This is a genomic window from Pseudomonas sp. CAU 1711, from assembly GCF_039888625.1.
Taxonomy (GTDB): Bacteria; Pseudomonadota; Gammaproteobacteria; order Pseudomonadales; family Pseudomonadaceae; genus Aquipseudomonas.
Genome location: NZ_JBDQQT010000004.1, coordinates 1 through 12,283 on the forward strand (window position 1 = coordinate 1; position 12,283 = coordinate 12,283).

Below are 12,283 nucleotides of genomic sequence, written 5' to 3' on the forward strand. Positions count from 1 at the left end.
CAGTTGTTAGGCTGCGGACTTCGAGTCGGACGCAGGAAATGAATATCGCACAGTGGCCGACCCGCAGCGAACTTTCAAGCCACGTATTTATTTTGGCTGGGGCCTCGACTAAGCGGACATCCAGGCGCTTGCGGCGATAACCCGCAGCCTTGATGCGCGGCGAGCAGCGAAGAAGCTGGAGCAGGGCGCCGAACCAGTTTTTGAGCACATTTGGCTTTGGCGTTGCACGTAGTATTGGGATGTAACTTTTCAAGACTTCCATGCCCGCACATTCCTTTGTTGCTTTTGCCGCCTAACGTTTGGTTAAGGGGCGGGCTTTAGCCCGTCCCAGTGAGCGAAGCGAACGGTTTGAACCAGTTGTTAGCTTACGTGAACACGTTACTCATTTCGGTTTTGAGTAGTTCTTTGGCGCCATTTCTAGTGAGTGAGCCATGTGCAGCAATAATGGCCTCAAAGTCGAGGGTTAAAAGAGCCTCAAAATCTTTTTTGAGCGTTTCATTTTTTGGCGTTACGCGCTTCAACCAAGGCCCTCCAATGTTTAGACCTGTTTTGAAGCCTAGTAACTTAAAGGCAAACTTTGTAAACCATGTGAAATAGCTCCAGTCAGAATGATATTGAATACTGTCGGTAGTGATTAATAGTTTGTGGTCTTTGATGAGAAGTGCTGCCTCTGGAAAAATGGCAGTTTCAAAAATGAAAAATTCGGAATTGCTGACAGGCCCAGTAGTGCTTGAGTTGATAATTTTTGTTGGGCTTGGTGATTTGTATGTTTCCTGGCCTTGCTGAGCCCAGAACTCACATTTGTATCTATTTAGGTAAAACTCATCGTCAAGACCGTGGAAGTCTCCCAGTCTGATTATTTTGCTCACCTTGCCAAGTAGATCTAAAGCTGCAAGGCCTTCCTCGTTCATGCGAACTGGATTAATTAATGTTAATTCTGAACCGCTTTGTAGAATGACCATATTTCTGTTCATTCTCATGCCGGGGCCCATCTTAATACTGCCATGCAGCAGAAATACGCCAGGGTATAAATTTTGTACTTGCTCGTGTGGGTATGCTGGCGGGTACATTACTCTTCCTTAAGTAAGCTAACGTTTGGTTAAGGGGCGGCCAAAAGCGCAGCTTTTGGACGTCCAAGTGAGCGAAGCGAACGACTTGAACCAGTTGTTAGGCTGCGGACTTCGAGTCGGACGCAGGAAATGAATATCGCACAGTGGCCGACCCGCAGCGAACTTTCAAGCCACGTATTTATTTTGGCTTGGGCCTCGACTGAGCGGATATCCAAGCGCTTGCGGCGATAACCCGCAGCCTTGATGCGCGGCGAGCAGCGAAGAAGCCGAAACGGGGCGCCGAACCAGTTTTTGAGCACATTTGGCTTTGGCATTGCACGTAGTATTGGGATGTAACTTTTCAAGACTTCCAAGCCCGCACATTCCTTTGTTGCTTTTGCCGCCTAACGATTGGTTAAGGGGCCGGCTTTAGCCGGTCCCGAGTGAGCGAAGCGAACGACTTGAACCAGTTGTTAGGCACTTTGCGCCGTTGCTTGGGTGTGCTTTCTGTGATGAGTGGAGGGTTTTATTTTTCATTTTTTTGATTCCTCCCACTCTTTAATCTCTTTTTCAATTGGTTCAAGTTGTTCTTCGTCAAATACCCAAGGGGTTATCCAATGCCGCTTTAGATGGTCAATTTCATATGAGTAGAGGATTTTTCTGTTTTCAAGAATAGAGATCAATTTCTCTCTATGCACTTTGTCTTCGTAATGGTATGAGCGTGACGGTCCACGATTTACGTAATTTATTATCGATATGACTAGAACAGCTGGAGCAAAACCCAGTAGGTAGGTGATTAGATGCTTTTTCATGCTGTGCCTAACGTTTGGTTAAGGGGCGGGCTTTAGCCCGTCCCAGTGAGCGAAGCGAACGATTTGAACCATTTGTTATAAGTCGGGATGCCTGATTTATAGTTCTTGATGCAGTGTAGGCAATTTAATTATTAGAGACGAACATCTCAATGTCATCCAGGGTGTCAGCGATATTTCCTGCTAGTGACGGATGTTTCAGCTGAGCTTCTTTTAGCGCCTTCTCTGTTATTTCTAAGTCTAACCTTTCATGCCTTCTTGCGATGTGGCCAAGTGCGGTTATAGCTGCGGATACAATATCCTCATTGGAGTTATTTAAATGCTCGATACAGATGTTTTGTGCCCATGACCAGTCTGTTTCGTTGAGCCCTGTAGAAATTAATGCTGAAACGATTAATCTCGGATCGTTTGTCGAAAGGAATTGGACGGCTTGGTCATGAGGTATCGACGGGTCTTGATAAGACAAGCTCATTTCGAAGCTCCTAGAATGTTGCCCTTGGCATCTGTTTTGCCTGATTTAATAAGTGCATTTTTCATGTCTTGATGCAGTTTTTCCCAAGGGCGTACGTGCCCGTGGTAGACATCGCCGCCTGTTCTGTCAAAGACCACTATTTCTTTTGTTTGAGGGTCAACGCCAATGCGTCTGGGTGATGTTGGTTTTACTTGAACAGAATTATCAAGGGCCTCTTGCCCGTTCTCTGGTCCCTTACTTTTGACGGTGTTGTCTGTTTTCCCATGATAAGCCGCAGGTTCAAAGGCTAAACTCACCACCACATACAGCGGCTGTATTCCCGATTCAGCCGGGAAGACCAAGATGAAGTCTTTGTACTCAGGCGGGTAAATTGGATTTACCAGCACCTTCGCGGCTGCATCCGTTGCTGGATAAACCCAAATAGGTGGGACTTGCGGCCCTGCTTTCAGGGGAGGGATGCCTAACGCGTCTATGGAATCAACTGCAGGCGTCCAGACTAATGTGATTCCACCGCCGAAATCGGCTACCTGCTCCTCGCCTTGGGGTGTGAATTGCACCACATCGATCATTTCCCAGCCGGTTTTGGCGGCTGTATGAAATCCGTAGGCTTTGATGGTGCCATCAGCTGCTTGTTCGATACGAAACCGCACTCTCGTGCGTGCGCTCGTCATTCTGCGGAGCTGCTCAGGTGTGTAGAGATCTGAGTTACCCATTGGGCTGGGCCACATCAACGCAACCAGCCCAACCAGAGTGCTTGCTATGACACCGCCTGTAATAACGGCTCCAGAAGAGGCTGCCCCACCCGCAACACTACCACCGCCAACAGTCCCGCTTGCTGATCCCGCCACGGCCAGACCGCGAAGCGATAAAGCGCTCAGCCCGGCAATAGACTCGCCAGATAGGCGGCTCAGTGGGTAGTCACCGTTGGCATTAGCGCTGCTGGCGGCCAGTACAGCTGTTTTTCCATAGCGGCTAATGAGTTCAGCGGGAGCCGTGCGCGGATAGTCGATTTGACCGTCTGGCAAGGTGCAGGGCTTTGCAAAGACACAGCCGGCTGGTGGCACCAGCGGTGCTGCCCTCTTGGGTTCTTCCACGTCCAGAACGAGTGGGCGTGGCGGTTGCTTATCGAAATCTCCGTTGTAGGGTGGAGCGGGTGGCTCCTTTCGTTCATCTCTGTTATTCGGGACGTAGCCGCTCATCTGTAAATCTTCCTTGAAAAAGGCGAAATGATACGCCGTGGTGGTGGTCCGTCCATGCGCGTTATCACGCTTTAACGGTCATGCTTAATTTTTGTATCTCGTGGTGATTTTGCGATCTTGAAGTCACGCAATTTCTAGCTCTGACTTATAACGAATGGTTAAGGGGCCGGCTTTAGCCGGTCCCAGCGAGCGTAGCGAGCGATTTGAACCACTTGTTAGACCGCGCCACGGACTTGTGCCGGCAGCATAATGCACGTGCTCAGCGGTGTCAGTGGGAGGCTTGAAACAGGCGCGTACCGGGCTGCGGTTGGAACGTGTGCTGACCGCGTAGGCGCGAACCGGACGTTCCTTTACGTTTGTGAATACCCGGGTGTCCTGGAGCAAATGGTTCGGGACGGATTCGTACTGCCGCCGCGAAGTCGCAGACTGAATTCGTATTGTGTTTTTTGACTGCATAACTTCCATGTTCCGCATGCTTTGCTTTGCCGTCTAACGTTTGGTTAAGGGGCGGGCTTTAGCCCGTCCCAGTGAGCGAAGCGAGCGATTTGAACCAGTTGTTAGCTGTTACGGCACAATACTCTTTGCAAGAGTTTCATACATTTCCATAAATGCTTCGAAGTATGTAACTTCTCTATCTTTTGCTGAGCTTCCAAACCCTCTTTCTGCTTTGGCCTCCAAAAGGTCGGCAGGCCTATAACTTTGCCGCAACTTTTCTTGACCAAGCATTTTCTTTGCTGTTTCCACAAAGTCGCTTATGCATTTGTCAGATGAATGTGCTGTTCTATTGCGTATTCTTACAGCATTTTTGAGAGGTTCAATTTTCGGATGTATTGCGTTTTGAAAGGGCTGCCCGTGATCAAGAAATAGTTTAGCAGCATTGATGACGTCGTTAGCTGAGCCAAAGCCTATATAGTTTTTATATGGGTTAAATTTCGGGTCGCCCATTATTACTTCGTATGAATGAGATATGCCTGATGTAGCACCCATTCGAAGGTTAGGTTGATAGCCTGAGTCAGTCTTAGCTCCGGCGAGGTAACGAACTAAAACTTGCTCCAAGAAGTCTTCCCAGCTAGCAACAACCCCCATAAATGCAAGCTCAACTACTCTTTGGGCATGCTTTACATGGATTCTTGGTGTGTTTGAATTTGGATTAATAGCGGCGACACTTTTGATTTTTATAACTAGGGTTCGTGCCGAAGCTATGTCTTTTATAAAAGAATTTCTTAAGTGATCTACTTTTGGTGGTCTTCCAGATTTACCCATTTACCGAGTCCATTATATTTCGCGATATTATTTGAACAGCTAACTATAAGTAGGCGACATGCCTACATTTGGATAGTTTTCCAAATTTAGGAATTTATATCCAGATGTAGCCATCGCGTGTCCATATCTGACCATCAATTTTTGACGATCCGTTCTTTGAGCCCCAGCCGTATCGCATCGCCGTAGCGGAGCAGCCAGACGCGTTTTTCCCGGTCCCATTTGCCGCCGGCTTTTCTTGCCAGGCTCTGCAGTTCCGTTTCGGCATAGTGAATGCGCACGGCTACCTGCTGGCGTTCTTGGTGCAGGCGGTATGCCGTGGTGTTCTGGGCTGGGGTGGGGATAGGTTTGTGTTCGATGATGAGCTCGACTGTGGTGTAGCTGGTGTTGGTCTTGCGATCGAGACGGTAGCGCACGGCGACCAGGCTTTCGCCGTAGATGTCGACCAGGCGCTTGGTGCCGTTCTTGCCAGGCTTGAGGGTTTTGACAACTTCCATATTGTCACCACTGGGCGGGGAGTCGTTGCAGTCTGCCCGAGTGCCGGCCTTTTGCTCAAGCCGGCGACGGAGCGGGGCGTCGCCGGCTTTGCGGTTTGGTTCTGTTGCCGTTGCGCTGGCCCAGAACGGCTCGTTTCACCGCTTGCGGTGAGACGGCAACTGCATCCGCTCAGCTGCGCAGTTCGGGCAGGTCGCGGTACAGCTCCAGGGCCTGGGGGTTGGCCAGGGCGTCGGTGTTCTTCACCGGTTTGCCATGTACCACGTTGCGCACGGCCAGTTCGACGATCTTGCCGCTGATGGTACGGGGGATGTCGGCCACGGCGATGATCTTGGCCGGCACATGGCGCGGCGTGGTGCTGGCGCGGATGGTGGTGCAGATGCGCTGCCTGAGCTCGTCGCTCAGCGCCACACCTTCGCGCAGGCGCACGAACAGCACCACGCGCACGTCGCCGTCCCAGTCCTGGCCGATGGCGATGGATTCCAGTACTTCCTCGATCTTTTCCACCTGGCGGTAGATTTCGGCGGTGCCGATGCGCACGCCGCCGGGGTTGAGCACGGCGTCGGAGCGGCCATGGATGACCAGGCCGCCGTGTTCGGTCTCCTCGGCGTAGTCGCCGTGGGCCCACACGTCGGGGAAGGTCTCGAAGTAGGCGGCATGGAACTTGGCGCCGTCCGTGTCGTTCCAGAAGCTCACGGGCATGGAGGGGAAGTGGCGGGCACAGACCAGCTCGCCCTTCTCGCCGATCACCGCCTTGCCGTCGTCGTTCCACACCTGCACGTCCATGCCGAGGCCCTTGCACTGCAGCTCGCCGCGGCGCACCGGCAGCACCGGGTTGCCCAGGGCGAAGCAGGAGACGATGTCGGTGCCGCCGGAGATGGAGGACAGGCATAGCTCGGCCTTGATGTCGCGGTAGACGTACTCGAAGCTCTCGTGCGACAGCGGCGAGCCGGTCGAGAGGATGGCCTTCAGGCGCTGCAGCCTGTGCGTTTCGCGCGGCTTGGCGCCGGCCTTCTCCAGGGCCGCGAGGAACTTGGCACTGGTGCCGAAGATGCTGATGTTCTCGGCGTCGATCAGGTCGATCAGACGCTCGGCACCGGGGTGGAAGGGCGAGCCGTCGAACAGCACCAGGGTGGCGCCCAGGGCCAGGCCCGAGACCAGCCAGTTCCACATCATCCAGCCGCAGGTGGTGTAGTAGAACAGGCAGTCGTCGGCCGTCAGGTCGGTGTGCAGGCCCAGTTCCTTGACGTGCTGCAGCAGGGTGCCGCCGGCGCCGTGGACGATGCACTTGGGCACGCCGGTGGTGCCACTGGAGTAGAGGATGTACAGCGGCTGCTCGAACGGCACCGCGACGAACTCGGGCGTGCCGCCTGGCTGGTAGAAGTCCTGCCAGAGGCTGACGCGTGCGGCCGTGCGCAAGTCGTCGACCCGGGCCTCGGGGCGGGAGTAGGGCACCACCACCAGTTGCGCCAGCGAAGGCAGGCGCTCGAGGATCTCGTTGAGCTTGCCGGTCAGGTCGAGGTTCTTGCCGGCATAGCGGTAGCCGGCGGCCGCGATCAGCACCTTGGGTTCGATCTGGCCGAAGCGGTCGATCACGCCCTGGGTGCCGAAGTCCGGCGAGCAGGACGACCAGGTAGCGCCCAGGCTGGCCGTGGCGAGCATGCCGACAACGGTCTGCCAGGTGTTGGGCATGAAAGCGGCGACCCGGTCGCCGATGCCGACGCCGGCGGCCTTCAGGCTCTGCTGCAGGCCGGCGACCTGGCGGGCCAGTTCGGCGTAGCTCAGTTGCTCGCGCGAGCCGTCCTCGCCGATGGCCACCAGCGCGGGGTGCTCATCGCGGCGGCGCAGCAGGTACTCGGCGAAGTTCAGGGTGGCGCCGGGAAACCAGTGCGCGCTGGGCATAGCCGTGCCTTCGCGCAGCACGGCTTCGGGCGGGCTGCTGAAGCGCAGCTCGAAGAAGTCGACGATGGCCTGCCAGAAGGTCTCGCGCTCGGCCACGCTCCAGGCGTGCAGGGCCGGGTAGTCGGCCAGTTGCAGGGCGTGGCGCTGGTTGACGAAGCGGCGGAAGGCATCCATGCGGGTAGCGGCGATGCGTTCGACGGAGGGGGCCCAAAGCGGTTGGTTCATGCGTTAGATCCTGAACTTCTTGTGCTGTGTTGAGAGTAAAGCATGGGGGCCGGGCTCACTGCGCCAGCCAGCCACCGTCCATGTTCCAGGCCGTGCCGCGCACCTGCTCGGCGGCGCCGCTGCAGAGGAACAGCGCCAGCTCGCCGAGCTGTTCGGGGGTGACGAACTGCAGCGAAGGCTGCTTCTCGGCCAGCAGGTCGTGGCGGGCCTGGTCGAGGCCGCCGGCGGCGGCCGCGCGGTCGTCGATCTGCTGCTGCACCAGTGGCGTCAGCACCCAGCCGGGGCAGATGGCGTTGCAGGTGATGCCGGTGGTGGCGGTCTCCAGCGCCAGGCTCTTGGTCAGGCCGATCAGGCCGTGCTTGGCCGCCACATAGGCGCTCTTGCCGGGCGAGGCGGCCAGGCCATGGACCGAGGCGATATTGATGATGCGCCCCCAGTTGCGCGCGCGCATGCCCGGCAGCGCCAGGCGGCTGGTGTGGAAGGCGGAGCTCAGGTTGATGGCGATGATCGCGTCCCAGCGCTCCACCGGGAAGCTCTCTACTGGCGCCACATGCTGGATGCCGGCGTTGTTGACCAGGATGTCGATGGCGCCGAACTCGGCTTCGCTGGCGCGGATCAGCGCCTCGATCTCCTCGGGCTCGCGCATGTCCGCCGGGTGATGGCGCACCCGCCCGCCGTGACTGGCGACGGCCGCCACGGCCGCCTCGACGTCGCCGAAGCCGTTGAGCATCAGGTTGGCGCCGGCCTCGGCCAGCTTGAGGGCTATCCCCAGGCCGATGCCGCTGGTGGAACCGGTGACCAGGGCGGTTTTGCCTTGCAGATTCATAGTCTCTCTCCTCAGACGATGCCGGTGGCGTAGAACACGCCGATCACCACGAACACCGCCAGGGTCTTGATCAGGGTGATGCCGAAGATGTCCTTGTAGGCCTCACGGTGGGTCAGGCCGGTGACCGCCAGCAGGGTGATCACCGCGCCGTTGTGCGGCAGGGTGTCCATGCCGCCGGAGGCCATCGAAGCCACCCGGTGCAGCACCTCCAGCGGGATGTTGGCGGCGTTGGCGGCGGCGATGAAAGTATCGGACATGGCCGCCAGGGCGATGCTCATGCCGCCCGAGGCCGAGCCGGTGATGCCGGCCAGCAGGGTGACGGTGACCGCCTCGTTGACCAGCGGGTTGGGGATGCTCTTCAGCGCGTCGGCCAGCACCAGGAAGCCGGGCAGCGAGGCGATCACCGCGCCGAAGCCGTATTCCGAGGCGGTGTTCATCGACGCCAGCAATGCGCCGCCGACGGCGGTGCGGGTGCCCTCGGCCAGCTTGGTCTTGATCGCGCGGAAGCCGCAGATCAGCACCAGCAGGATGCCCAGCAGCAGCGCGGCCTGCACGGCCCAGATACCGGTCAGCTTGCTCACTTCGCTGGTCACCGGCGCCGCCATGCCGGCCAGCTGCAGGCTGTGGGTCTTGCCGTAGAACTGCGGAATCCACTGGGTGAACAGCAGGTTGGCCAGGCCCACCAGCACCAGCGGCGACAACGCCAGCCAGGGGTTGGGCAGGGCGATGTCGTCGGCGGTCTCCGGCTCGTTGCGCAGCTCGCTGCCGTAGCCCTCGCCGTTGCGCTTGGCCTTACGCAGCTGGCGGTCGAGATAGAACATGCCGACGCCGAACACGAACAGGGTGCCGATCACCCCCAGCCAGGGCGCGGCCCAGGAGGTGGTGCCGAAGAAGGCGGTGGGGATGATGTTCTGGATCTGCGGCGTGCCGGGCAGGGCGTCCATGGTGAAGCTGAAGGCACCCAGGGCGATGGTCGCCGGGATCAGGCGCTTGGGGATGTCGCTCTGGCGGAACATCTCGGCGGCGAAGGGGTACACGGCGAACACCACCACGAACAGCGACACGCCGCCATAGGTGAGCAGGGCACAGACCAGCACTATCACCAGCATCGCCTGGTGCGTGCCGAGCAGGCGGATGGCCGCCGCGACGATGGAGCGGGAGAAGCCGGACAGCTCGATCAGCTTGCCGAACACGGCGCCGAGCAGGAATACCGGGAAGTACAGCTTGATGAAGCCGACCATCTTCTCCATGAACACCCCGGTGAAGGCGGGCGCCACGGCGGACGGGTCGGTGAGCAGCACGGCGCCGAGGGCGGCGATGGGGGCGAAGAGGATGACGCTGTAGCCGCGATAGGCGGCGAGCATCAGCAGGGCGAGTGCCGCGAGAGCAACGATCACGCTCATGGAGTGGTCTCCTGGCGCCGCGTCGATGCGCGGCATTCATTGTTGTTGTGGGCGCCCGTCGAGAGCGCGAGACAGGAGATAGCGACTTCCATGCCAACTGATTAAGTAATTGATAGATAAGGATATTTATATATTTTCGGGAATCGTATCCGTGCTTGTTTCTCTAAATGGAGACGGCTGTGTAGCGCAGGCCACGTAGCATAGGGATATCTGGTGGTTCTCTATTTTGAGAATGTCTCCATTTCAGGACTAAAGCCCCAGGGCGACCATCTTCTTGTACAGGGTGGAACGGCCCAGGCCCAGGCGCTGCGCGGCCTGCAGCACATTGCCCGAATGTTCGGCGAGGGCCTGGCGAATGAACTCGCGCTCGAAGGCCTCGCGTGCGGCATGCAAGTCGCCGCCGCTGAATAGCGTGCCGGGCAGGTTCGGCACTGGCGAGGGCAGCGGGCTGATGCGGCCGATGGCACTGCGCAGCGCGGCGGCGCCGATGTGTGGCTCGTCGCCCAGCAGGGCGGTGCGTTCCAGCACGTTGCGCAGTTCGCGCACATTGCCGGGCCAGGCATGGCTGGCCAGCAGCGCCAGGGCCTCGTCGTCCAGCTCGTGGTGGCCGGGCAGCTCGTCGAGGATCGTCTCGCACAGCGCCGGCAGGTCGTCCAGGCGCTCGCGCAGCGGCGGCAGCCGGATCGGCAGCACATCGAGGCGGTAGTAGAGGTCGGCGCGGAAGCGCCCGGCCTGCACGGCGGCCTGCAGATCGAGCGAGGTGGCGGCGATCAGGCGCACGTCGCTGCGGCGCACTTCGTTGGAGCCGACCGGCTCGAACTCCTTCTCCTGCAGCACGCGCAGCAGCTTGCTCTGCAGGGCCAGGGGCATGTCGCCGATCTCGTCGAGGAACAGGGTGCCGCCCTGGGCGATCTGCAGCTTGCCGGGGCGGCCCTTGCGGTCGGCGCCGGTGAAGGCGCCGGGCGCGGTGCCGAAGAACTCGGCCTCCAGCAGCGTCTCGGGAATCGCCGCGCAGTTGACGCTGACGAAGGGCTTGTGCGCGCGCGGCGAGGCGCTGTGGATGGCGTGGGCCAGCAGCTCCTTGCCGGTGCCGGTCTCGCCGAGCAGCAGCACCGGCGACTCGCTGGCCGCAGCGCGGCGGGCGCGGCGCTTGACCTCCAGGCTGGCGGCGCTGGCGCCGATGAAGTGGGCGAAGCTGTACTTGGCCTGGCGCGCCTGCAGCAGCGAGCGGGTCGAGGCCAGCTCCTGCTGGATCTGCATGAAGCGGGTCACCAGCGGCGCGAGGTTGTTCAGCTGGTCGAACAGGGCGAAGCCGATGGCGCCGATCACCGCGCCGGCGTCGTCGTGCACCGGCAGGCGCATCACCACCAGCGGGCCGCCGGGCGTGTCGAGCATATCCAGCAGTATCGGCTCGCCGGTCTCCACCACCTGGCGCAGCAGGCTGGTGGGGATGACCTTCTCCACCTCCTGGCCGATGGCCTCGGCCGCGTTCTGCAGGCCGTAGCGGCGCGCGTAGCGCTCGTTCATCCAGACGATGCGCGCGTCGCGGTCGACGATCACCGTGCCCTCGCTGGACTGCTCGACTATCTCGAACAGCGAGCGGATCGCCAGCAGGCGTACGCGTTGGTAGTCGCGCAGGGACGAGGAGGCGGTCATGGCGCAGGCTTCAGCGGGCGGCCAGGCGTGCCTTGGCCACGCGCGAGCCGTTGTCGCGGCCGAGCACCTGGCAGATGCGCTGGCCGGCGTCGATCAACTTATCCAGGTCGATGCCGGTGTGGATGCCCAGGCCGTTCAGCAGGTACAGCACGTCTTCGGTGGCGACATTGCCGGTGGCACCCTTGGCATAGGGGCAGCCGCCCAGACCGGCGACCGAGCTGTCGAACACGGCGATGCCTTCCAGCAGGCTGGCGTAGATATTGGCCAGGGCCTGGCCGTAGGTGTCGTGGAAATGCCCGGCCAGCTTGTCGCGCGGGATGTCGCGGCCGACCACCTCGAACAGCTGGCGGGTCTTGCCGGCGGTGCCTGTGCCTATGGTGTCGCCCAGGGAGACTTCATAGCAGCCCATGGCCAGCAGCTCGCGGGCGACAAAGGCGACCTGCTCGGGCGCGATGTCACCCTCGTAGGGGCAGCCGAGCACGCAGGAGACATAGCCGCGCACCGTGATGCCCTGGGCCTTGGCCGCCTCCAGCACCGGTACGAAACGCGTGAGGCTCTCGGCGATGGAGCAGTTGATGTTCTTCTGCGAGAAGGCCTCGCTGGCGGCGGCGAATACCGCCACTTCCTTAACTCCGGCTTCCAAGGCGGCCTCGAAGCCCTTGAGGTTGGGGGTCAGCGCGCCGTAGACCACGCCGGGCTTGTACTGGATGCCGGCGAACACCTCGGCGCTGCCGGCCATCTGCGGCACCCACTTGGGAGAGACGAAGCTGCCGACCTCGATATAGCTCAGGCCGGCGGCGCTCAGGTCGTCGGTCAGGCGCACCTTGTCGGCCACGCCGATCGGCTGTTTCTCGTTCTGCAGGCCGTCGCGCGGGCCGACTTCGACCAGGCGGACTTTTTGCGGCAGGTTCATGAATTTCCTCGCGAGATTAGTTCGACGCCCCCTCTCCCTTTGGGAGAGGGCCGGGGTGAGGGAGTGGAGTTGAA

Annotated in this window: 11 protein-coding genes; all 11 read right to left on the reverse strand. The window is 59.6% G+C overall.

The genetic code is table 11. From position 1 onward, the window contains the following. On the reverse strand, positions 1-262 hold a 262-nt coding region (locus tag AAFN46_RS05180; RefSeq protein WP_347807626.1), incomplete at its 3' end, for a hypothetical protein. Between the two features lie 103 nt (positions 263-365). Then, positions 366-1,070: a hypothetical protein gene (locus AAFN46_RS05185; protein WP_347807627.1), complete on the reverse strand. Its 705-nt coding sequence runs from the start codon at positions 1,068-1,070 to the stop codon at positions 366-368. A gap of 915 nt (positions 1,071-1,985) precedes the next feature. Then, positions 1,986-2,330 carry a hypothetical protein gene (locus AAFN46_RS05190; RefSeq protein WP_347807628.1) on the reverse strand — a complete coding sequence of 115 codons (345 nt, stop codon included), beginning with the start codon at positions 2,328-2,330 and terminating at the stop codon, positions 1,986-1,988. After that, entirely contained in the window at positions 2,327-3,529 is a 1,203-nt protein-coding gene (locus AAFN46_RS05195) for an S-type pyocin domain-containing protein (protein WP_347807629.1), read from the reverse strand. The genes AAFN46_RS05190 and AAFN46_RS05195 overlap by 4 nt, the downstream gene beginning before the upstream one ends. A 564-nt stretch (positions 3,530-4,093) precedes the next feature. Then, complete coding sequence (locus AAFN46_RS05200; protein ID WP_347807630.1) at positions 4,094-4,792, reverse strand: hypothetical protein; 699 nt, start codon at positions 4,790-4,792, stop codon at positions 4,094-4,096. 134 nt (positions 4,793-4,926) lie between these two features. Continuing rightward, a complete protein-coding gene (locus tag AAFN46_RS05205; protein WP_347807631.1) occupies positions 4,927-5,286 on the reverse strand; it encodes a hypothetical protein in 360 nt (119 codons plus the stop codon). Between the two features lie 169 nt (positions 5,287-5,455). Further along, positions 5,456-7,411 (reverse strand): acetoacetate--CoA ligase, encoded by a 1,956-nt coding sequence (locus tag AAFN46_RS05210; RefSeq protein ID WP_347807632.1) that lies wholly within the window; start codon positions 7,409-7,411, stop codon positions 5,456-5,458. Positions 7,412-7,466: 55 nt separating this feature from the next. Further along, positions 7,467-8,237 (reverse strand): 3-hydroxybutyrate dehydrogenase, encoded by a 771-nt coding sequence (locus AAFN46_RS05215; RefSeq protein WP_347807633.1) that lies wholly within the window; start codon positions 8,235-8,237, stop codon positions 7,467-7,469. Positions 8,238-8,248: 11 nt separating this feature from the next. After that, positions 8,249-9,640, reverse strand: coding sequence for a GntP family permease (locus tag AAFN46_RS05220; protein ID WP_347807634.1), 1,392 nt, complete (start codon positions 9,638-9,640; stop codon positions 8,249-8,251). A 249-nt stretch (positions 9,641-9,889) separates the two neighbouring features. Beyond that, positions 9,890-11,296, reverse strand: coding sequence for a sigma 54-interacting transcriptional regulator (locus AAFN46_RS05225; RefSeq protein ID WP_347807635.1), 1,407 nt, complete (start codon positions 11,294-11,296; stop codon positions 9,890-9,892). A 10-nt stretch (positions 11,297-11,306) separates the two neighbouring features. Next, complete coding sequence (locus AAFN46_RS05230; protein WP_347807636.1) at positions 11,307-12,209, reverse strand: hydroxymethylglutaryl-CoA lyase; 903 nt, start codon at positions 12,207-12,209, stop codon at positions 11,307-11,309. Positions 12,210-12,283: the final 74 nt, after the last annotated feature.

Excerpts from the sequence above, each read along its gene's own strand:
- AAFN46_RS05185 (WP_347807627.1), bottom strand. The coding sequence starts at position 1,070 with ATGTACCCGCCAGCATACCCACACGAGCAAGTACAAAATTTATACCCT.
- AAFN46_RS05190 (WP_347807628.1), bottom strand. The coding sequence starts at position 2,330 with ATGAGCTTGTCTTATCAAGACCCGTCGATACCTCATGACCAAGCCGTC.
- AAFN46_RS05195 (WP_347807629.1), bottom strand. The coding sequence starts at position 3,529 with ATGAGCGGCTACGTCCCGAATAACAGAGATGAACGAAAGGAGCCACCC.
- AAFN46_RS05200 (WP_347807630.1), bottom strand. The coding sequence starts at position 4,792 with ATGGGTAAATCTGGAAGACCACCAAAAGTAGATCACTTAAGAAATTCT.
- AAFN46_RS05205 (WP_347807631.1), bottom strand. The coding sequence starts at position 5,286 with ATGGAAGTTGTCAAAACCCTCAAGCCTGGCAAGAACGGCACCAAGCGC.
- AAFN46_RS05210 (WP_347807632.1), bottom strand. The coding sequence starts at position 7,411 with ATGAACCAACCGCTTTGGGCCCCCTCCGTCGAACGCATCGCCGCTACC.
- AAFN46_RS05215 (WP_347807633.1), bottom strand. The coding sequence starts at position 8,237 with ATGAATCTGCAAGGCAAAACCGCCCTGGTCACCGGTTCCACCAGCGGC.
- AAFN46_RS05220 (WP_347807634.1), bottom strand. The coding sequence starts at position 9,640 with ATGAGCGTGATCGTTGCTCTCGCGGCACTCGCCCTGCTGATGCTCGCC.
- AAFN46_RS05225 (WP_347807635.1), bottom strand. The coding sequence starts at position 11,296 with ATGACCGCCTCCTCGTCCCTGCGCGACTACCAACGCGTACGCCTGCTG.
- AAFN46_RS05230 (WP_347807636.1), bottom strand. The coding sequence starts at position 12,209 with ATGAACCTGCCGCAAAAAGTCCGCCTGGTCGAAGTCGGCCCGCGCGAC.